General features: G+C 66.3%; 18 protein-coding genes and 1 tRNA gene. 5 read left to right on the top strand and 14 right to left on the bottom strand.

Annotated features, from left to right (window positions below; translation table 11 throughout):
* Together KBZ33_RS00210 and KBZ33_RS00215 are read left to right on the top strand one after the other, a co-directional pair.
* Positions 1-1,026: a hypothetical protein gene (locus KBZ33_RS00210; RefSeq protein ID WP_254949732.1), complete on the top strand. Its 1,026-nt coding sequence runs from the start codon at positions 1-3 to the stop codon at positions 1,024-1,026.
* On the top strand, positions 1,023-2,081 hold the full coding sequence (locus KBZ33_RS00215; protein WP_254949730.1) for an FUSC family protein: 1,059 nt from the start codon (positions 1,023-1,025) through the stop codon (positions 2,079-2,081). The genes KBZ33_RS00210 and KBZ33_RS00215 overlap by 4 nt, the downstream gene beginning before the upstream one ends.
* A 20-nt stretch (positions 2,082-2,101) precedes the next feature.
* Here KBZ33_RS00215 and KBZ33_RS00220 read toward each other — a convergent pair whose 3' ends face one another.
* The 7 genes from KBZ33_RS00220 to ftsH form a co-directional block, all read right to left on the bottom strand.
* Positions 2,102-2,308, bottom strand: a complete 207-nt coding sequence (locus tag KBZ33_RS00220) for a hypothetical protein (RefSeq protein WP_255011363.1) — start codon at positions 2,306-2,308, stop codon at positions 2,102-2,104.
* Positions 2,305-3,645 (bottom strand): NHLP bacteriocin system secretion protein, encoded by a 1,341-nt coding sequence (locus KBZ33_RS00225; protein ID WP_254949727.1) that lies wholly within the window; start codon positions 3,643-3,645, stop codon positions 2,305-2,307. The genes KBZ33_RS00220 and KBZ33_RS00225 overlap by 4 nt, the downstream gene beginning before the upstream one ends.
* Positions 3,646-4,186: 541 nt before the next feature.
* Positions 4,187-4,259 (bottom strand) — tRNA-Ala (locus KBZ33_RS00230).
* A gap of 66 nt (positions 4,260-4,325) precedes the next feature.
* A complete protein-coding gene (gene lexA / locus KBZ33_RS00235) occupies positions 4,326-4,940 on the bottom strand; it encodes a transcriptional repressor LexA (RefSeq protein WP_254949724.1) in 615 nt (204 codons plus the stop codon).
* A 79-nt stretch (positions 4,941-5,019) separates the two neighbouring features.
* Positions 5,020-5,982: an ornithine carbamoyltransferase gene (gene argF, locus KBZ33_RS00240; RefSeq protein ID WP_254949722.1), complete on the bottom strand. Its 963-nt coding sequence runs from the start codon at positions 5,980-5,982 to the stop codon at positions 5,020-5,022.
* A 46-nt stretch (positions 5,983-6,028) separates the two neighbouring features.
* Complete coding sequence (locus KBZ33_RS00245; RefSeq protein ID WP_254949720.1) at positions 6,029-7,546, bottom strand: hypothetical protein; 1,518 nt, start codon at positions 7,544-7,546, stop codon at positions 6,029-6,031.
* 50 nt (positions 7,547-7,596) lie between these two features.
* Positions 7,597-9,492 carry an ATP-dependent zinc metalloprotease FtsH gene (gene ftsH, locus KBZ33_RS00250; protein WP_254949718.1) on the bottom strand — a complete coding sequence of 632 codons (1,896 nt, stop codon included), beginning with the start codon at positions 9,490-9,492 and terminating at the stop codon, positions 7,597-7,599.
* A 108-nt stretch (positions 9,493-9,600) separates the two neighbouring features.
* On the opposite strand from ftsH, the gene KBZ33_RS00255 reads away from it, so the two are divergent.
* The 3 genes from KBZ33_RS00255 (at position 9,601) to KBZ33_RS00265 (ending at position 11,203) form a co-directional block, all read left to right on the top strand.
* A complete protein-coding gene (locus KBZ33_RS00255; RefSeq protein WP_254949717.1) occupies positions 9,601-10,290 on the top strand; it encodes an SOS response-associated peptidase in 690 nt (229 codons plus the stop codon).
* 98 nt (positions 10,291-10,388) lie between these two features.
* Positions 10,389-10,643, top strand: coding sequence for a Nif11-like leader peptide family RiPP precursor (locus KBZ33_RS00260; protein ID WP_254949715.1), 255 nt, complete (start codon positions 10,389-10,391; stop codon positions 10,641-10,643).
* A 29-nt stretch (positions 10,644-10,672) separates the two neighbouring features.
* A complete protein-coding gene (locus KBZ33_RS00265) occupies positions 10,673-11,203 on the top strand; it encodes a DUF427 domain-containing protein (protein ID WP_254949713.1) in 531 nt (176 codons plus the stop codon).
* A 28-nt stretch (positions 11,204-11,231) separates the two neighbouring features.
* Here the strand turns inward: KBZ33_RS00265 and KBZ33_RS00270 are convergent, their stop codons facing one another.
* The 7 genes from KBZ33_RS00270 to KBZ33_RS00300 form a co-directional block, all read right to left on the bottom strand.
* A complete protein-coding gene (locus KBZ33_RS00270; RefSeq protein WP_255011366.1) occupies positions 11,232-12,140 on the bottom strand; it encodes an NAD(P)-dependent oxidoreductase in 909 nt (302 codons plus the stop codon).
* Between the two features lie 79 nt (positions 12,141-12,219).
* Positions 12,220-13,269: a hypothetical protein gene (locus KBZ33_RS00275; RefSeq protein WP_254949711.1), complete on the bottom strand. Its 1,050-nt coding sequence runs from the start codon at positions 13,267-13,269 to the stop codon at positions 12,220-12,222.
* Between the two features lie 409 nt (positions 13,270-13,678).
* The gene (locus KBZ33_RS00280; RefSeq protein ID WP_254949710.1) at positions 13,679-14,716 is read right to left on the bottom strand and encodes a DUF563 domain-containing protein; all 1,038 of its coding nucleotides are present in this window, start codon (positions 14,714-14,716) and stop codon (positions 13,679-13,681) included.
* Positions 14,717-14,723: 7 nt separating this feature from the next.
* Positions 14,724-15,827 carry a bifunctional diaminohydroxyphosphoribosylaminopyrimidine deaminase/5-amino-6-(5-phosphoribosylamino)uracil reductase RibD gene (gene ribD / locus KBZ33_RS00285; RefSeq protein WP_254949813.1) on the bottom strand — a complete coding sequence of 368 codons (1,104 nt, stop codon included), beginning with the start codon at positions 15,825-15,827 and terminating at the stop codon, positions 14,724-14,726.
* 26 nt (positions 15,828-15,853) lie between these two features.
* Positions 15,854-16,384 carry a DUF3122 domain-containing protein gene (locus tag KBZ33_RS00290; protein WP_254949709.1) on the bottom strand — a complete coding sequence of 177 codons (531 nt, stop codon included), beginning with the start codon at positions 16,382-16,384 and terminating at the stop codon, positions 15,854-15,856.
* Entirely contained in the window at positions 16,381-18,888 is a 2,508-nt protein-coding gene (locus tag KBZ33_RS00295; RefSeq protein WP_254949708.1) for a GH116 family glycosyl hydrolase, read from the bottom strand. The genes KBZ33_RS00290 and KBZ33_RS00295 overlap by 4 nt, the downstream gene beginning before the upstream one ends.
* Before the next feature lie 75 nt (positions 18,889-18,963).
* Positions 18,964-19,227, bottom strand: coding sequence for a hypothetical protein (locus KBZ33_RS00300; protein WP_254949707.1), 264 nt, complete (start codon positions 19,225-19,227; stop codon positions 18,964-18,966).
* Position 19,228 lies beyond the last annotated feature (1 nt).

The raw sequence follows: 19,228 nt of genomic DNA on the forward strand, positions 1-19,228 counted from the left end.
ATGGCTGCCGCCCTGCCCTCCCTGAGCCCTCTTTGGCGCAACAGTCTGCGCATCTGGCTGGCCAGCACCCTGACGATCGGGATCCTGTTCTGGTCAGGGCGCAACCTGCTGCTGGGGCTGGCTCTGGTGATGGCGGTGTTGTTCGTGAATGAGAATGACCTCACCCCCGCCCGCAGCATCGGCCAGCTGGTGGCCGGCGCCTTGATCGGCCTCCTCACGGCCATCGTGCTGCAAGAGATCTCCACCAGCTGGGTGGTGCTGGGCCTGGCCATCCTGCTCACCGGAGTGCTGGTGCGCAGCCTGGGGCTGCTCAAAGGCCTGAGTACGGGGTATCTGAGCTGCTGGGCCGTGGAACTGATGCACCGCGGCAACCAGTTCAACTGGGCGACGATTTTTGACCTGGCCTTCGCGGCAGTGGTGGGCATCTTGATGGCGCAGATCGCCACCTGGGCCCTCTGGCCGCGCCGCCCCCTGCAACAGCTCCCTGCCCTGGAAGCCCGGATCGCCCACCAACTCGAGGCCCAGATCCTGGCGATGCAGCAGTGGCTGGATCGCGGCGGTGAGCCCCCAGCTGTCCTGCGCTCCCAGGATCTGCTGCCCAGCATTCAGCTGTTGCAACAGCTCCGCGACCAAAACCAGGGCCATCCCAGGCCCGCCCACACCCAACACCGGCTGTCGCGCTGGGCCCAGGCCGGCAGCATCTGGCGACAGGTGTTACGCCAGTGGCTGCTGCTGGAGCCCCTGTTACGGCAGCTGGACACGCCCCTGCCGGCAGGCAACCCCCAGCCCCTGCTCCGCAGCGCGCTCGCCAGCCTCGCCGGGACCTTGCAAACCAAGCCCATCGCCGCTCCAGCGCCAACCCTCTCGAGCCCAGCTCAAGATTGGCTGGAAGAAGCCAGGCATCTGGGCGTCCCCCAGCCCCTGCTGCTGGCCATCGGCCAGCAGTGCCATGTGTTGGAACAGCTCCTCCACAGCCGGGCACTGCTCAGCGCGGGCCTGACCCAGCTCTCGGCCCCGCAGGGATGACCAGCCCAGCCCTGCGGGACACCCTGCGCCTCGCTGCCACTGTGACGGTGGTGAACGGCTTCGCCAATCTCACCGGCCTGCCCTTCGCGCTCTACGCCTCCCTCGCCGTGCTGAGCGTCACCGTGGGCAACTACGGCAACACCCTCGAACTCGGCCGTCAGCGCCTGGTTGGCACCGCCATTGGCGCCATGGTGGTGTTCTTCGGCTACCGGGCCTGGGGGCCGCTGCCGCTGGTGGTGGGCCTGCCACTGGCCCTGCTGCTGGCCCGGCTGATCGCCGGCTCGTTGCGGCTCACCGTGGGCTACGGGGTCTGCTGCTTTGTGGTGGTGATGGGCTGGCTGACGCACGACCAGCAGCTCAACAGCTGGATCCCGCTGCGCTTGCTCTGGACCGCGTTCGGCATCCTGATGGCCCTGCTCAGCCTGCGTCTGTTCTGGCCGTCCAGAGCACGGATCCAGCAGCGCGAGGGGCTGCTGCAGCTGCTGGTGGATCTGGGTCACACCCTGCTGCAGGTGGTGCAGCACCCGCCCGAAGCGATCCAATCCCAGGCGCTACGCCGCCGCCAGCTGGGGCAGCAGATCCGTAGCCTGCGCACCAGCCTGCAGGGCCTGCGCGACCAACGCCAGGGTGCCCTGCTGGAACTGGGCACCCTGGCGAGCCAGCATCCAGTGGCACGGATGTGGGCGCTGCTGGACCAGGCCAGCGAGGCCCTGATCCTGGACCTCGACGAGCTGCGGCGCCAACCGAATGCCGACTGGCAGGGCTGGGGTCTCCAGGGCGACTACGACGCAGGCCTGGCTTTTGTGCAGGGTGTGGTCGAGCGTTTGCTGAGCTGGCGACAGCAACTGAGCGATTCAACCCAACTACAGCCACCGCCGAGCCAGCCGCGTTCGACGCTGTCCTTGGAGGCCCTGCAGTCGCCCGAATCCAAGGCTGCCTACAGGCGGCTAAGCCCCGAGCAACTGCAACGGGTGGCCGCTCAGTTGATGGTGCTCAACCGCATGGATCACACCATGGAGAGCACCGAACGCCAATGGCGCGCCATTGTGAGCTGATACCCGTGTGAGCTCAGGGTTCAGGCGTTTGGGCGCGACGACCACCAACGCTCGACGCGATAGAGCAGCACCACCAGCAGCACCACCAGCCAGAACCAAAGCTCCGGTGGGTTGGAGTTGAACAGGATCAGCAGCAGCACCACCTCGCTGACCAGCCAGGGAAATTCCTGGCGCAGCAAGGGATTACGGATCCGGGGAAGGGACGGCGACTTCACAGGGGATCTCATGGAACGGTGTTGGGCTGGCGCAGGGAGGGCTGGTCCCAGCGCAGGTCGATCCAAGGGGTGCGGAAGCCACCGGTGAGGGAGCGCAGGCCCGGAATCACATAGCTGATCGGCGAGCGCCACTCCACGTACGCATGGGTGGACACGGTGAGGCCGTCGCGGATCGGGAACACGCCACTCCCCCCCGAGAGGGTCCAGCGGTAGCCATCCACGCTGGAGAGATCTCGCTCCAGCTCGATTTCAGTGCGCATCACCGGACCGTTCTTCGTCAGCGCCTGGGCCAGCTGCGCGTTGCCGGTGGTGGTGGAGATGTCGTCTTCGGTGGCGGGCAGGGTGAGCACCTGCGTCACCTTGCCCACGATGCCGCCGAAGCGGCCGCGCTGGTTCCACTGCGGCACCACCTCCACGGGCAGCCCCAGGGGCAGCCGGCGGGCATCGGCGGGCGCGAAGTAGGACACCACCCGCAGCGGGCGCTCCTTGGCGCTGGGTTGCTCAGGCCGACCGATCGTGCCCAGCCGCTGGCCGGTGCCCACGGTCTGGCCGGCGATCACCTGCAGGTCCAGCATCGTGCCGTCCCGGTCGGCATGCACCTTGCCGTCGTAGGCGATCTTGGCTTCGGTCACCTGGATCTGACGCTTGAGATCGTCGATCTGATAGCGGCGCTGCAGGGCCTGGGTTTCGATGCTCAGCTTCACCTGCTGGTAGTTGGTCACCACGTTCTTCTCGTTGATCTTCACGTCATCGAGATTGACGCTGGTGCTGGTGAGCCCCTGCTCTGCCGACACCACCTCAGAAGACAGCGGCGCCACCACCTCCCGCTGGGCCAGCCAATCGAGGTTGCGCAATTTGCTGGAGTAGGTCGACTGCAGTTCGCCGTAGCGGCGGCGATCGTCGGAAAACTTGGCCAGGGACGTCTCCAGGGCCCGCTTCTCGGTGAGCAGCCGCAGGGCATCGCGCTCATCGAGCTGGGCATTGTGCCGCTGCAGCTGGCGCAGGTTGCCGCGCTGCTGGTCGAGCTGGCGCTCCAGCACCGGCAGATACAGCTGCATCAGCACCTGGCCGCGCGCCACCGGCTCACCCTCCTTCACGAACAACTCCCGCACCTGGCCGCCGGCACGGGCGTTGAGGATGCCGGCGTTGTCGGGATAGATCAACACGCCCATGCCTTCCACCTCGGTGGGCACTGGCCAGAACAGGGCCCACAGAACCAGCACGCCACCCACCCCCGCCAGGCTCACACCCACCTGGCTGTGATCGCTCAGCCCGTGCCAACGCGCCTGCAACCGCTGCAAGGGGCCGCGGGGCGTGGGGGCTGCAGCGGTGGGGGTGGCCTGAGTCATGGTGCTCAGCTTGCATGATGAAAAGGCACCTGTCAGCCCCCGCCTGCTATGACAACCCCAGGCCCAGCTGCTGCAGGCAAACGCCAATCCGGCCAACGCCGATCTGCAGCTCACCGTCCTGCGTAACCACGCCAGTGCCACCGGCGCCACCAACTTCGGCTTCGTCTGGCGCCTCGGACACCCGACCACGCCCCTGGTACTGAGCTTTCACACCGTCTCTCTGGCCCCAGGTGCCAGCGCCAGCGGCTCCGACCCCACAACCACACGATCCAAGCCAGGTGGCCCTAGTCGCCGGGCTTGGATCGTATCGGAGGTGATCAGCAAAGCTGAGAGTCCCAATGGAAAGGCTCCACTGGTCGATGGGCCCCGAAGGCCGCGCATGGGGGCGGCTCTGGTGTTCGGGGGGGGGGGCGGCGGCCCAGAAGCTCTGAGAGGAGTACGAGCTTCTTTGCGACCGCTTTTACGACCGCATAGAGAATCTCGCCATGGGTGCAGCATCCCAAAACAAAAAGACCCCAGCAAGGCCAGGGTTTTCAGGGGATGGAGCCAAGCGGATTCGAACCGCTGACCCCCTGCATGCCATGCAGGTGCTCTACCAGCTGAGCTATGGCCCCATTGATGCGCCGGCTTACCGGTGCTTGAGGAGCTTACAACGTGGCCGATCGCCCCACAGGCACCGCTCAGACCTGCCGCCAGACCGCCACCAGGCGGCCCTGCACACTCACCTGGTCGGCGGGCAGGGTGATCGCTGTATAGGCCGGGTTGGCGGCCTCCAGGCGCACCTGGCTGCCCTGGCGGTGGAAATGTTTGAGGGTGGTGCCGCTGCCCAGCACCAGGGCGCTCACGATCGTGCCCTCCCGCAGGCGGGAGGGGTCGCTCACGGGTTCCATCAGCACCACATCGCCATCGGTGATGTGGGCGTCCACCATCGAATCGCCGTTGACCGTGAGGGCGAACAGGCCGCAGGTGTCGAGCACCGGGGCCAGGTCGAGATGCTCCTGGACGTCGTCGAAGGTTTCCACCAGCCCGCCGGCCGCCACGGCCCCGAGCACCGGGATGCCCGTACGGGTGTCTCCGAGCAGCTGCAGGGTGCGGGCCTGGCCCTCCTGCCAGGTGATCCACCCCTTCTGCTGCAGGTGGCGCAGGCGGCTCTGGATCGGGGCCGGCGACCGCAGGCCCATGGCCTCCATCATCTGGCGGATCGAGGGACTGTGCCGGTGACGGCCGATGTAGTCGGCGAGCCAGTCGTACAGCTCCCGCTGGGCCTCGGTGAGCTCCTGGTGGGTGGCGAACACGGGCAGTACGGATGAACCAGTCCCTTTCTGCCATCCCAAGGGCGTTTTGTCCACTCCCCCATGCCGCCGGCCCCTCCCCTCAGCCTGCAACGCCCCCCAGCAGGGTCGCCAGCAGGGCCTGCTGCACGTGCAGGCGGTTCTCCGCCTGGTCGAAGACCCGGCTGGCTGCCCCCTCGATCACCCCGGCACTGATCTCCTCACCCCGGTGGGCCGGCAGGCAGTGCAGCACGATCGCCCGCGGATCGGCCTCGGCCAGCAGGTCCTCGTCGAGGCACCAGCCGCTGAAGGCCTGCTCCCGTTGGGCCTGCTCCTCCTCCTGACCCATCGACGCCCAGACATCGGTGTAGAGCACATGGGCCCCGCGGGCCGTCGCCACGGGGTCCTGCAGCACCGTGATCGTGCAGCGCTCGCCCGCTAGGGCCCGGGCCTGCTCCACCACGGCCGGGCTGGGGGCGAATCCATCGGGGCAGCCGATGCGCACATCCATCCCCAACAGGCCCCCGAGGAGCATCAGGGAGTGCGCCATGTTGTTGCCATCACCCACGTAGGCCAGGGTCAGGCCGTGCAGGTCGGTGGGGTCATGGCCGAAGCGTTCCTGAATGGTGAGGGCATCAGCCAGGGCCTGGCAGGGGTGCTCCAGGTCGGTGAGGGCATTGATCACCGGGATTGAGGCCCAGTGGGCGTAGTCGATCAGGTCGTCCTGGGCGAAGGTGCGGATCGCCAGGGCATCGCAGTAACGGCTCAGCACCCGGGCCGTGTCGGCGATCGGTTCACCGCGGCCCACCTGGGTGACGGCCGGGTTGAGGTCGATCGTCTGACCGCCGAGCCGAGCCATGGCGACGATGAAGCTCACCCGGGTGCGGGTGGAGGCCTTGGAGAAGATCAGACCCAGCACCCGCCCGGCCAGATCAATGCGTTGTTCGCCGCTCTTCAGCTGGCGCGCCAGCTCCAGCAGGGCAAGGGTCTGGGCGCCGTCGAGGTCGGCGGAGGAGAGCAGGTCGCGGCCTTTCATGGCGGCGAGTGGGGCTAGGGGGGACACCATGGCCCACGTCCCAAACAACCCTTATGCGAGATCGACCCCCCCCACGTCAAGGGCAGGGGCGCAGGCCATGGCGCTCGGGCCGCACGGTGCTGGCGGAGGGAAGCAGGATGAAAGGTGCGGACCGCCAAGCCCCGGGTGCCTCCCAGCAGGCCAGGTCGGGGTTGGCGGCACGAAGGGCGGGAATGTCGTCGTGGGCAAGCTGAAAGCCCAGGAAGGCTCGTTCGAGCGGCTGGGCAACGTCCCGTAACTCTTCCGGCGCCTGCTGCAGTTGGCCGGGCCGGAAGTAGAGCGGGCTGAGGGCCTCCAGCAGCCAGCCCCGACTCCAGCAGCCCGCGTCGCAGATGCCGCTGCGCTCGACGAAGGTGGCCATCAGCTTGTAGTTCTGCAGGGGAGCACGTTTCTCGGCCAACTCCCGCTGGGCCAGCTGCCACTGCAGCAGCAGCCAGATCGCCAGCAGGCTGGCCAGGGCGAGCCGCCGCGCACGGCAGAATTGTTGAGCGAGCTCCCAGCCATTACCGCAGAGGTAGGCCAGAGCCGGCAGCACGACGATGTAATACCTGGCCTGGGACAGAGGCTTGATCAGGTCGACGGGCAGCATCAAGGCCAGGAAGCCACCGATCGCCAGCAGCAGGAACCGGGCTTCCCCCAGTGCTGGGCTTGGCGGCACCGGTGCCAGCGGTTCCGGGCGTCGTCGCACCGCCGTGACGGCGAACACCAGGGCCATGGGCACCCCCAAGGCGACCAGCAGCAGCCCTTCCGGTCCGGCGCGGCCCGGAGCCAGCAGCGGCAGGGTGCCGCTCAGGAACTCGCTCAGAGTGCCGCTGATCGGCGTCACCTGGATCCAGTCGAGGCGCTCCAGCTTGTTCGAGAGCGAACTCGACAGCAGATGGGCCATGGGACAGGCCAACAGGCCCAGCAGCAGGGGCAGCACCTGCTGGCGTCGACGCCATACCAGGCCTTCGGCCCAGACCACGGCCAGCACCACCAGGACGAACAGCAGCGAGAAGTAGTGGGTGAGGGAGAGCAGCAGGCAGGCAAGGACGAACAGGCGCCGCAGGGCCGCGTCGCTCCAGCCGACCAGAAGACTGTTGCTGGAGCCGCCCAGGCGCCGGTGCCTCAGTTCCATGGCTGCTCCCAGCATCACGGCCGAGAGGGCCAGGGAGGTGGCGTAGCTGCGGGATTCCTGGGCGTAAAACAGAAACGCCGGGCTGGTGCCCAGGAAGGCCATACTCACCAGGCGCCGGCCTGCCCCCCGACCCGAGGCGAACAGCGCGGTGGCCACCAGGCTGATGCCGGCCATCAGCAGACTCAGGCTTCGAGTCGCTGCTTCCCCGCTGCCGCCGCTGCCGATCCAGAGCTTGAGCAGGCTCTGGTAGAGGGGCGGATGGGTGTCGGGAATCAGCCAGTGCCGCAGCATCAACCCCCAGTCGGCCCGGCTGGCGGACACCGACCAGAGCTCATCCGACCAGTAGGAATAGTTTGTACCCAGGCCGCGGCTGGCGGCCAGAAGAAAAAAGAGGACCAGCACCGCACTGATGGCGAGCTGGATCCTCCGGTGATTCATCGATGAGCGCCACGGCCAGGCGGGTTCCTGGGGGCGGGGCTGGTCAGATTTCAGGCGACAGCACCCTCCAGCACCGGTGCATCCGGCAAACAGCTGGAGGCCAGCAGCTGCTTCAGCTCGTCGCCCTCGATCACTTCCTTCTCGAGGATCTTGTGGGAGATGGCCTCCAGCAGGTCCCGGTTGTGGTGCAGGATCGACAGGGCACGATCGTGGGCCCGGTCGACCAGACCGCGCACTTCCTTGTCGATCTCCAGGGCGGTGGCATCACTCACAGCCCGGCGCGGGTTGGACCCCCCTCCCAGGAAGCGGCTGCCGCCCTGCTTGTCGTAGGCGAGGGGGCCGAGGGTCTCACTCATGCCGTAGGTGCCGATCATCTGCTCGGCGATGTCGGTGGCCCGTTGCAGGTCGTTGGCGGCGCCGGTGGTCACCTCGCCGAAGACCACTTCCTCGGCGGAACGGCCGCCCAGGAGCGTGGCGATCTGGCCTTCGAGATCCTCCTTGGAGTTGAGGAAGCGCTCTTCGGTGGGCAGCTGCAGGGTGTAGCCGAGGGCCGCCATGCCGCGGGGCACAATCGAAATCTTGGCCACCTTGCTGCCGCCGGGCATCAGGTGCCCCACGATGGCGTGGCCGACTTCGTGATAAGCCACCACCTTCTTCTCATCGGGTTGCAGCACCCGGCTTTTCTTCTCCAGACCCGCCACCACCCGTTCAATGGCTTCATTGAGGTCGGCCTGCTCCACCTGGGTGCGATAGACCCGTGCCGCCAGCAGGGCCGCCTCATTGACGAGGTTGGCCAGGTCGGCGCCGGCAAAGCCACTGGTGGCCTGGGCGATCTTGTCGAGATCCACCCCATCGGCCAGCTTCACCTTCTTGCCATAGATGTCGAGGATCATCTTGCGGCCGGAGAGGTCGGGACGATCCACCAGCACCTGGCGGTCGAAACGGCCCGGACGCAGCAGGGCGGCATCGAGGGTTTCCGGCTGGTTGGTGGCCGCCAGCACGATCACCGGCTTGTCCTGGGCCGTGAAGCCATCCATCTCGGTGAGCAGCTGGTTGAGGGTCTGCTCGCGTTCGTCGTTGCCGCCCACCACGCCCATCGAGCCGGAACGGCTCTTGCCGATGGCGTCGAGTTCGTCAATGAAAATGATGCAGGGCGCCTTCTTCTTGGCTTCTTCGAACAGGTCGCGGACGCGGGCGGCGCCGGCACCCACGAACAGCTCCACGAATTCGGAGCCGGAGATGATGAAGAACGGCACACTGGCTTCACCGGCCACGGCCTTGGAAAGCAGGGTTTTGCCGGTGCCCGGAGGGCCCACCAGCAGCACGCCCTTGGGGATCCGGGCGCCGATGTCCATGTAGCGCTGGGGTGTCTTGAGGAAGTCGACGATCTCGGTGAGCTCGGTCTTGGCTTCGTCGACACCGGCCACATCGGCGAAGGTGACCCTGGATTCCTCATCGGGCACGTAGACCTTCGCCTTCGACTTGGTGAAGCTCAGGGCCCCCTGGGCACCGCCCCCACCCATTCCGCTGCGGCGAGCGAAGAATTGCAACACCAGGATGAAGATCAACGGCGGCACCACCCAGCTCAGGGCCGTGGTGAGGAAGCTGGGCCGCTTCGGCGGGGCGGCGGCGAATTCGACCCCGTGCTGCTCCAGGCGCTGGGGCAGCTCCATGTCGAAGATCGGGGTGGTGGAGAGCACCGTGGGAGCTCCCTCCTCCGGAGCCGTGGTGAGCTCGTAGCGAATCTGGTCCTGGGTGATGTAGGCCCGCTTGACGTTGTCGTCATTCACCTGGTCGATGAACAGGGAGTAGGGCACCCGGGGCACCTGGGTGGCGGGATTGGGGAGGAAGTTGCTGAACAGCAGCAGCACTCCGAAACCGATCAGGAGCAGATTGACGATCCCGAACCGCCGGGTGGGGCGATTGTCGTCCTGACGGATGGCCATGCTGCACAAAACGGCGAATGAGCCCAAGCTAGGTCTGGTCGTCAACGGCCGTACCACCACCCGGTCGGGAGAACCGAACGCCCGTCCCTTCGGTTCCCCCCTCCCCCCATGTGCGGCCGCTACTCCCTGGCCACGAGCCTTGATCGGCTTCTGCCCCGGCTGAAGGGGCCGATGCCGCCCGGGTTGGTCGACCATTACGCCCCCCGGCCCCAGGTTCGGCCTGGGGAACCGGTGCTGCTGCAGCGCCAGGAGCATGGCCGCCTCGAGGTGGCCCTGGCCCTGTGGGGGCTGGTGCCGGACTGGTGCCCTGACCCGATGGTCCGCCGCCGGCCGATCAATGCCCGCAGCGAGACGGTGGGGGAGAAACCCTTCTTTCGGGGCGCCTGGCGCCACCGCCGGGCCCTGATCCCCGCCGATGGTTTCTACGAATGGCAGACAAAAACGGTGGAGGGCCGGTCCTTCAAGCAACCCTGGCTGTTCCGTCGCCGTGATCAGCGCCCCTTCTGGCTCGGTGGGCTCTGGGAGCGTTGGCTGGGCGGTGATGGGGGGGAACTCGAGACCTGCGTCGTGCTCACCACCGCCCCCAACGCCCTGCTGGCCCGGGTGCACGACCGCATGCCGGTGGTCATCCCCGACGGGCTGGAAGAAGCCTGGCTGGCGGCCGTCGATGGACCGGAGCTGCGGGCCCTGGATCCCCTGATGGCCCCCTGGGATCCGGCGGCGTGGGAGGCGGTGAAGCTGGAGGCACTGCCGGGGGAGTCGAGGCCCGCCGCCGATCAGGGGGAGCTGTTGGGATAAATCTTCACCCCCCTTCCTTCGGGTACGTTCCCACCACGGGGATCTTCGCCCCCATGCTGCCGGAGCGGCTAAACCGGAGCCATCCCCGCATCCGCGCCATGAGCCTCGATCAACTCGATGCCTTTCTTTCTTATGCCAGCCGGCAGCCCAACCTGCAGAGGCGCCTGCAGGATCACCAGGATCCCCTTGATCTGGGCGCTTTCCTCGCGCTGGCCCGTAGCGAGGGGTTCGTGGTGGAGGAAGCCGACGTGATTGCCGCGCAGCAGCGGGAGGAGGAGCACCTCAGCGACGAAGAGCTGCAGGAACGTGCCGGGACAGAGGCGCGCCGGCTGCGCCACTTCATCCCAGGATGATAGGAAGTTCTGGACCCATCCCTGCTCCCGTGGATCCGCCCTCCTCCGTTACCCCCCTCCCTTGGCAGCGCTCTGGTCTCCCGGAGCGGGTGGCCGACTATCCGCGCCCCCCGGCCCTGGCCCTCTGCACCCGACACGTGCGGGTGGAGGTCCTGGGAAGGCTGCTGGCTGACAGCCACCGCAGCCTGCGGGTGCTGGAGACCTTCCATCCACCCACCTTTTACCTGCCGGGGGAGGCCCTTGATCTCTCCCTCCTGCAACCGGCCGGAGGCCGCAGTTTCTGCGAGTGGAAGGGTGTGGCGTGCTACTTCGACCTGGTGGCCCCGGGGCCCGACGGGATGCCCCGGCGGCTGAAGCGGGCTCTTTGGCATTACCCCGATCCGACCCCGGCCTTCGCGGCTCTGGCGGGCTGGTATTCCCTCTACCCGGCCCTGATGGATGGCTGCTGGCTGGACGGGGAGCATGTCACCGGCCAGCCCGGGGGCTTCTACGGAGGCTGGATCACCTCCGATGTGGATGGTCCTTTCAAGGGCGACCCTCGCCACCCGGAGCTGGTGTAAGTCAGGAGGCGTGCCTGTTGTTCCTTGCTCAGGGAAGCGGCACGTTGCGGCACCAGGTCAGGAATCCCTGCACACCTTCTTCCAGCGGTATGGCAGAAACGAAGCCAAGAGATTGCAGTCTGCTGATATCGGCCCTCCAGTTGGAGGGATTACCCTGATCTTGGTTACCGTTGAATCGTGCGTTGGGCCCCTGCCCGAGGCAGGTGAGAAGCAGATTGGCGATTTGCCGGATGGAGACTTCCTTGCCTGAAGCAAGATTATACGCTTCGCCTCTGAATTCAGCACGTTCTGCGAGGATGCGGATGGCTATGGCAACATCTTTCGAGTGGATGAAATCTCGAGATTCATTGCCTGTTCCCATCAGTTGAAAGGGCTCATCTGAAATTGACTTTTTGTAGATATCCCAGATCACCTGACGACGTAAGCCCGGTCCATAGGCCGAGAATATTCGGGCAATGGCGGTTCTGATGCCATAGATTTTTGTATACTCATTGCAAAGTATCTCTGACTGCAACTTGTGAAAGCCGTAGGGAGACATCGGTTCGCATATCTGGGATTCGTTGATCGGCAGCACGCCGGCATTGCCATAAACCGCCGCACTGGAGAGCGTGATGAAGCGGCAGGAGGGAGCTTGAAGGCGAATCGCTTCCAATAGCTCAAAGACCATTACGGTGTTTGCGTAGTAGTCAAGCGCAGGGTTGGCGATCGATAGACCTACCGAAGCGCATCCAGCAGCATTGATCAGCACGTCTGGAGGAGATTCGTTCAACAGCGAGTTGAATTCAGCGCTCGGTATGACCATTGTTTCATGGCGTGTCAGCCGACTGTTCGTCACCACCCTCTTGCCGAGGCGATCAACTCCTGTCACCAGGTAGCCTTGGCTTAGGAATTCATCGGCAATGTAGCCACCAAGAAAGCCCGAGACGCCGGTGATCAACACTGACTGTTGCATTGCTGGAAGACGATCAGGGAGCTGGGTGAGAAAGTAGGGATCTGATCAGGGGTCTCGATTGCAATCAGGAGTTTGCCTGTGCATCGACCTGCCTGAATCCGCGTTGCTGCATTTTTGTTTCTGATCGAGCTCTGTCTAGCCTGTAGATGAGAAAAGCTTGTATCCTGCACAACTGTGCATAGGCAGATCCGTGGATGCCGTCAGATAGGACAGTACCGTAAATTGCCTTGCAGAGGAAATTCCTCAGTCTGTCGTTGGCGATGGTGTGCACTCTTCTGTTAGTAATATCCTGGATCGTTTCTGCCATCTCTGCCACCCGGAAGAAGGCGAGGGTGGTGGCCGGTGTCCAGTCATCAGGCTTGATGATCATCTTGCTGGCAATCAGCGACTTCCTATGCTCATCTCTATATTTTATACAATAGCCGCGATCAGCAGAGTAGGAGCCTGTGCTCCAGCTTGTTCGTCCATCGATGGATCTTACTGTAAACATCGTGTAGGGAAATCTTCTGACCCTCTGTTCTAGGCCGAGTTCGCAGAAGGCGAATCGTATATATTTTTCGAGATTCCACTCTTTCCGCCCGCTCATCTTATTTCGCAGCTCTTCGGGGCTGCACAGAATTGGATCGGTAACCGAAAGGATTGAGGCCAAGTCCTTTCGACTCACCACGATATGTCGATCGGTAAAGCCGCCGTAATCTTCTCCTTCGGGAATCCATATCATCTCTGGATCTAGTTGCCGAACCGGGAAGTGGGGAGTCAGGTAGATATAGTCAGAGCGAGTGATGATGAAGCGATCATACTTTTGGTCGGCACCACTATTTTTGAGCGATTGCTTGAGCAGCCATCTGAAGAAGAGAAGAATTGAGCCTGAGCCTCTCGTTCTGCCGTTTGCGTTGTGAACTCCCCCCATCCAGATGCCATCCAAGTCGAGCAAGCAGCGCCAGTCTCCTTGGCATCCCTCCACGATCTGTGCCGCGTCGAAGGCGCTGCCCCAGTCGTCAGGCTCCTCATAGGTCCAGATGTATCGGGCGTGCTGGTAAAAGGGATTGCTCGTGTCTTCCCACTGATTTTTGGCTATGCAGAGAGCGAGATCTGCATTCAGAGCTTCCAGCACATTGGCTCGAAAGGACGGGAAAGAGTATTCATGGGCTCTTGTCTCCGCAATGACAACGACCAATGTACTTTCCATCTAGGGTAAGGAGAGTGTGATTTTTCTACTATAGCATTGGAGATTCATAAGTTTGCAGGCAATGGCAATTTCGACCTTGCTCTAAAGCCATTGGCGTCAGCTCTCTGCAGCTTGCGAGTAATGATGATGGCTGGATGTTGCGCAGAGCCCCGACGCACGGCAACTGCGGTCCACGAAGCCCGAGGAGACGCCCTCCCCCAGTTCATGCACCTCTTTGCTGGGTTGCTGCCCAGATCGGCCATCAACATGTCCTTACAACGGTGCAGGGCGCACTGACGCCGCGAACGATTGCCCCGATGGGTAGATATGCCGGTTCATCAGCAGGGAGGGGGCTTCAGAGTGTGACGTCCAGATAGTTGTGGAGCACCTGGGGAGCGACTCGGATGTGACGCTCAGTGTCATGGGATTCACATGTTCCATGGTAATATTCGAGGCCATTGATCATGGCTAGCTGAAAATAATCGGGTCGCACTCCATGCCCTTCCTGGAAGAGCTCCAGGAGGCTCCCTTGTCGCGAGTGAAGCAGGTTAGTGAGGCTGGCTCCATGGGGCGCCACGATGTGAGTGGCGCCGCGGAAAAGGGCGATCTGCTCGGCCACCGAGAGCTTCTCGGTCTGCACCGCCACGAAGCCGTGGGGAGCGAGAATCTCCATCACCTCCTTTTCGTTGGTCACCTGGCGGGAGGGAACGCCGCGTCGGGAGAGGTAGATCCGCTGCGGGCCGGCTCCTTCACTGGCCGGAAGGGATCTTGAGAACCGGTCGCGAAGCTGCCCGATTGCCCAGGGCGAGGTGGCATCGAAGGGGGCTTGCCCCAAGCGTTGCCAGCGATGGGCCACATAGGCGATCAGCCGATGGACTGCAAGGCCCCCGCGTCCCACGGGCCGGTGGGGTATGAACCGGTCCCTGTCGATCCCCAGCAGGGCCAGCGATTCCGCTTGCCAATGGTTGAGTCGGGACGGCACGATCAGCCGAGGGATCTCGCCAGTTCGTTGAGCGTGGTCGTCCGCGGCGATCAGTCTGGGCAGACAGTCGAGAAACCAGTGGAAGTAACTGCCGGTCCACTGGCGAGCGTCGACCAGGGAGCACACGGTGGCGTGGATCCGTTCCTGCGCCGGCAGCATGGACCGAAGCCGGATAGCGTGCCGCTGCCTGGGCTCCATCTCCTTGAGGTGGAGAGTCTCCTCCACGATGAGGCGATTTCTGCCCACACCCACCAGGTTGTCTGTGACCAGGCGGGTGTTCTCCTGAACGACATAGCTCTGCGGGTCGAGAAGGATCGGCTGGAGGTAATCGGCGATGCGGCCGAGGGGCTGACCCCAGGGGTTGGCTATGCGGTAGTGGCAGCGCTCGCGTCCGTGGAGTTCGATGTGCATGGGGTTTTCAGGTGGTGCACGCGGCTGCTTCCGCCCCAGCCTTGGCCGGTGGCTGCGGGGCCACGAGCTGCCACAGCATGTCGTGGCCGAGTCGCCGGATCTGGCCATGCCCCCAGGGCTCGGCTGCATCGATGGTCACAAGGCCCAAGTCCCCCAGTGGCGTCTGTGCCGGCCGGCCTCCCAACAGCTTCGGGGCGATCACGGCGGCCACTTTCTGCACGCAGCCCTGCCGCAGGGCCGCCGCCGCCAGCTCGGGGCCGCACTCCCACAACACCTGGTTGCAGCCGCGCTTAGCAAGGGCCTCGTGCAGCTGCTGCGGTTCACAGGCAGAGAGCTCCAGCCGCTCCACCCCCAGCGCATCGATTTGCCCACGGGCCGCCGCCGGTGCTTCCGGGCCATGGGCCACCAGGGTGGGTGCTGCAGCCGGATCCCACAGCCGGGCCTGCTCCGGCAGATCCAGGCCCCGGCTCAGCACCACCCGCAAGGGTTCGGGATCGCGTTGCCCCCGGCTTGTGAGCAGGGGATCATCGGCGCGCACCGTGCCACCCCCCACGATCACGGCATCGCATCGCGCCCGCAGCCGGTGCACCCAGTCCCGGGCCTCCGGGCCACTGATCCACTGGCTGACGCCATTGGGCAGGGCCGTACGCCCATCCAGGCTCATGGCCCATTTGAGGATTCCCAGGGGGCGGCCCGTGGCGACCCGATGCAGGAAGGCCCGGTTGAGCCGGCGCGCCTCGGCTTCCATCACCCCTTCGATCACCTCCAGGCCCGCCGCCCGCAGCCGGGCGATGCCGCCACCGGACACCAGGGGATGGGGATCGGCCATGGCCAGCACCACCCGGGCGATGCCGGCGGCGAGCACGGCCTCGCTGCAGGGGGGTGTTCGGCCGTGATGACAGCAGGGCTCCAGGGTCACGACCAGAGTGCCGCCCCGGGCCCGCTCGCCGGCCTGGGCCAGGGCCCCCACCTCCGCATGGGGGCCTCCGGCGCGGGCATGGAACCCTTCCCCCACCAGCTGGCCGCCGGTATCGAGCACCACGGCACCCACCAGGGGATTGGGGCTCGTGCGGCCCTCGGCGAGGGCGGCCAGTTGCAGGGCCCTGGCCATCCAGGGGTGCCAGGGCGAGGCGCTGCTCACGCGGCCGGCGCGTCCGGGAGGCTGCGCCACTCCGCCACCACGTAGGGCGGCACCGCCAGCTCGCTGAACACCCGTGGCAGCCGCAACCGCAGGGGACGGTTCTGCTCCAGATCGGCCAGCAGCGGCGCCAGATCGAACTCGGCCGCCGCGGAACGGGTGTCGCCGGCCAGGGCGGGGTTGCCGAGGGTCACATCCTCCAGGGCCCAGAGCAGACGGCCGCTGCGCACCTCCAGGGCGGTGGGATGGTCGAGGCGCACCTTGCCGGGGTAGCCCACAATCCTCAGCCGCAGCGGGCCGCCGGGCGGACCCTCCCGGTAGGCCACCACCTGCCAGCTCTGGTCGTCGAGATCGCGCAGGCTCTCCAGGCTGCGGACCACCGGCGTGCCGTTGCCATCGGGGTGGGCATGCAGCAGCGCCAGGGCCGGCGCCGGGGCCAGTACCAGCAGGCTACCCAGGATCAGACCCAGGAACCCCGCCAGCCGCCAGCGGCGGCGGCTCGCTTCCACCAACCAGCCGGCTGCGCTCATGGCTGGCGGTCGGCGCCGGGGATCGGTTGCCAGCCGGTGTGGGTGGCCCAGAGGGCCCAGATCGCCATGGCCCGCAGGTAGTGGCAGGCGCGGAAGGTGCCGGCGGCGGTGATCGCCTCCGGCGTGCGGAACTGCAGGCCCCCCTCGTACACCTGGCGCACGACGGCACCGGTGATGGCGAAGGCGGTGCCGCTCTGGCCCATCAGCCGGTAGTAGGCGGCCAGACCGAAGTTGATGCCGGTCCACACCTCCAGCGGGTGGGTGCCGTTCGGATCGAGGGGGGTGCCGTCGCGGCGCAGGCCGTTGGCCACCCCGAGCCGCCCCCCCTCGAAGGACTCGAAACAGGCCTGCCGGATCGCGTTCAGGGCCGAGAGGGCCCGGTCGTCGGCCACCACCGGCGGCAGCCCCAGCAGGCGGGCGTAGAAGTCGCCGCAGAGCTGGTCGGCCATCACCACCGGGGTGCCGCTGCCGGCATCGATCTTGTAATACTCGCCGTTCCAGAGCAGGGCATCGAAATGGCGGCGGGATTGTTCCAGCCAGCACCCGAAGCGCCGTTGCTCCTCGGCGGTGTCCAGCCCCAGCTCCAGCTGCAGTTGCTGGCCGATGGACAGGGACGCCTCCAGGGCGGCGATCCAGAGGGCACCGCAGTAGGCGCTCACCCCCTGCAGGGGCCAGTCGTCGAAGGTCTGGTCCGGGGCACCGCCGTTGTCGGGCAGGCCGTCGTCATTGACGTCGAAGCGCTTCAGATAATCCAGGGCGACCACCGCCGCCGGCCAGCAGTCCGCCAGGAAACGGATGTCCGGGCCACCGGGCGCCAGCTTGTAGGTGCGCCAGACCTGCAGCACGAAATCGCTGGCCAGGTCCTTCCAGAGGTTGCAGTCCTGGTAGGCGGTGTAGTTGGTGGCGTCGAAGGGGCGCTCGTTGGGGGCGCCGAGGTCGTGGGGGGTGGCCCCCGCCACCTTGCGGGCCGCCTCCACCCGGCCCCGCCCCTGGGTGAAGTACCAGCCGATCGGGCGCGGCGTCGGATCGGCGGCGGGGATGGCGCGGGCGAAGCTGCGCAGCACCGCCTTGTCGAGCTCGGGCCAGAGCTGCAGCAGGGCGAAGGAGCCGTACAGCCGCACGTCGAGGCTTTCGTACCAGGCGTAGTCGAGGCACTCGAGCACCCCGAAGCGCCCCACCGGATCGCCTGAGCTGGCGGCGGTCCAGAGGCTGCCGCCGCTGGCCAGGTCGTAGAGCTCGTTGAGCAGGGCCATCCGTAACGGCTCTGCCAGGTCGTGGCGTTGCACCACCGGCGCCTGCCAGGTTTCGATCGCGGCCCGCCAGTCGCGCCAGTCGGCCAGGGCTTCGCCGGCGATGGCCGCGGCGTTGTCACCATCTGTGCCGAAGAAGTCGGTGTAGCGGCGCAGGGCCCGGGTGCCGGTGGCGAAGGCCGTCACGGGCAGATCCCAGCTGATCACCACCGGGATCTCGAGCGAAGCACCCGGCTCCAGGCGGAAGCGCACCGCCAGGGCGGCGCTGAGGGGAGCGTCGCCGGTGCTGCGGCGGTCGTTGGCGCTGTCGGGGATGGAGCCGTCACGGCTGAAGGGTTCCCAGAGTTCCGACCCGTCGCCGCTGGGATCCCAGCGGCTGCAGCGGAACACCTCCACCCCCGGGTGGTTCAGTGCCGCCTCGTCGGGCACCGCCAGGCACCACTGGCCCTCCCCCTCGGCCAGGGGTTGCGACCGCTCGCCCTCCAGCAGGATTCCCTTCAGGCCGGGGGCCTCGATCCAGCGGTTGCGCTGCCCCTTGCCGCGGCCGATCGCCGGCATGTAGTTGTGCTCCGGGCTGCCGTCGTCCCGGAAGTGAACCTCCGCCGAGGGGTCGGTGTTGGTGAACCAGCCCACGGTGTTGCGCCAACTCAGCAGCAGCGACAGCTCCAGCGGCTGGCTGGTGGGGTTGCTCAGCGTCCAGGCGAAGACGGCGACGGGGTAACTGGTGCGGCGGTAGTCGCCCGGCAGGATCGGGCTGAAGGCCTCGCAGCGAACGTCGGCGGCGAAGACCGCGGCGTAATGGTGGGAGCTGATCGGGTAGCGCACCGCCACGGTGCCGCTCGCCTGCGCCGCTGTGGCGGCGGGATACCAGCTCCAGGTGGAGAGGGGCTGGCCGCTATCTGGGCGGGAATCGTCGCGCTTGGGCGCCGTGGCCAGGGCATGGGCCCGTGTTCCGCGCCCATCGTGCTCAAAGAGAGCGAACTGGCAATCGGGCAGCACGCCGAACCAGTGCTCGCCTCCGTCGAGATGCCAGAGGTTGAAGGCGCCGTCAAGGCCCCGGGCCAGGCAGCCGGCGCCGAAGCCCCCCAGGGGCATGCCGTGGTTGGGGCCGTCGTCGAGGTTGCTGGCGTAGCGCACCGTGTAGGGCTTGTCCCAGCCCTGGCCGAAGGGCCGCGACCAGCTGGCCTCGGGGGGCTGCCAGGGGGTCCTGCCGCGCCGCAGGTTCTGGAGGGCGGAGAGGCCGAAGGGCGCCATGGGGCCAGACGAGGTGGGCCCAGCTTGTCAGAGCTGGCCATCGGCTTGTTTCCTGGCCTGGACGTTCCTCGTCGATCAGCCGGGCAAGGAGCCGCCCCCCAGCTGATCGCTGCCCAGCTCCTGCTCAATCAGGGCATCGAGGGTGACGGCGCTGCGCACCAGCGACTGGTAGCGCTGCACCACACGCCGATTGCGCTCCAGCCAGCTGCCCGGGTCACCGCCGCCCCCCAGGGGGCTGGCGACGGCGCTTGCCCGGTCGTCCTCGAGCAGTTCGAGATCGCTCTGGTGGGCCAGCAGGGCCAGCACCAGGGTGTGGATCCGCTGGCGTCGATCGCTCATG

Source organism: Cyanobium sp. Cruz-8D1, assembly GCF_024345975.1.
GTDB lineage: Bacteria > Cyanobacteriota > Cyanobacteriia > PCC-6307 > Cyanobiaceae > Cyanobium.

Bases quoted from the DNA above. Each gene is read 5' to 3' on its own strand.
- argF (WP_254949722.1), bottom strand. From the start codon at position 5,982: ATGGTGTCCCCCCTAGCCCCACTCGCCGCCATGAAAGGCCGCGACCTG.
- KBZ33_RS00220 (WP_255011363.1), bottom strand. From the start codon at position 2,308: ATGAGATCCCCTGTGAAGTCGCCGTCCCTTCCCCGGATCCGTAATCCC.
- KBZ33_RS00245 (WP_254949720.1), bottom strand. From the start codon at position 7,546: ATGAATCACCGGAGGATCCAGCTCGCCATCAGTGCGGTGCTGGTCCTC.
- ftsH (WP_254949718.1), bottom strand. From the start codon at position 9,492: ATGGCCATCCGTCAGGACGACAATCGCCCCACCCGGCGGTTCGGGATC.
- KBZ33_RS00215 (WP_254949730.1), top strand. From the start codon at position 1,023: ATGACCAGCCCAGCCCTGCGGGACACCCTGCGCCTCGCTGCCACTGTG.
- KBZ33_RS00225 (WP_254949727.1), bottom strand. From the start codon at position 3,645: ATGACTCAGGCCACCCCCACCGCTGCAGCCCCCACGCCCCGCGGCCCC.
- ribD (WP_254949813.1), bottom strand. From the start codon at position 15,827: ATGGCCAGGGCCCTGCAACTGGCCGCCCTCGCCGAGGGCCGCACGAGC.
- KBZ33_RS00290 (WP_254949709.1), bottom strand. From the start codon at position 16,384: ATGAGCGCAGCCGGCTGGTTGGTGGAAGCGAGCCGCCGCCGCTGGCGG.
- KBZ33_RS00210 (WP_254949732.1), top strand. From the start codon at position 1: ATGGCTGCCGCCCTGCCCTCCCTGAGCCCTCTTTGGCGCAACAGTCTG.
- KBZ33_RS00260 (WP_254949715.1), top strand. From the start codon at position 10,389: ATGAGCCTCGATCAACTCGATGCCTTTCTTTCTTATGCCAGCCGGCAG.
- KBZ33_RS00300 (WP_254949707.1), bottom strand. From the start codon at position 19,227: ATGAGCGATCGACGCCAGCGGATCCACACCCTGGTGCTGGCCCTGCTG.
- KBZ33_RS00280 (WP_254949710.1), bottom strand. From the start codon at position 14,716: ATGCACATCGAACTCCACGGACGCGAGCGCTGCCACTACCGCATAGCC.
- KBZ33_RS00295 (WP_254949708.1), bottom strand. From the start codon at position 18,888: ATGGCGCCCTTCGGCCTCTCCGCCCTCCAGAACCTGCGGCGCGGCAGG.
- KBZ33_RS00255 (WP_254949717.1), top strand. From the start codon at position 9,601: ATGTGCGGCCGCTACTCCCTGGCCACGAGCCTTGATCGGCTTCTGCCC.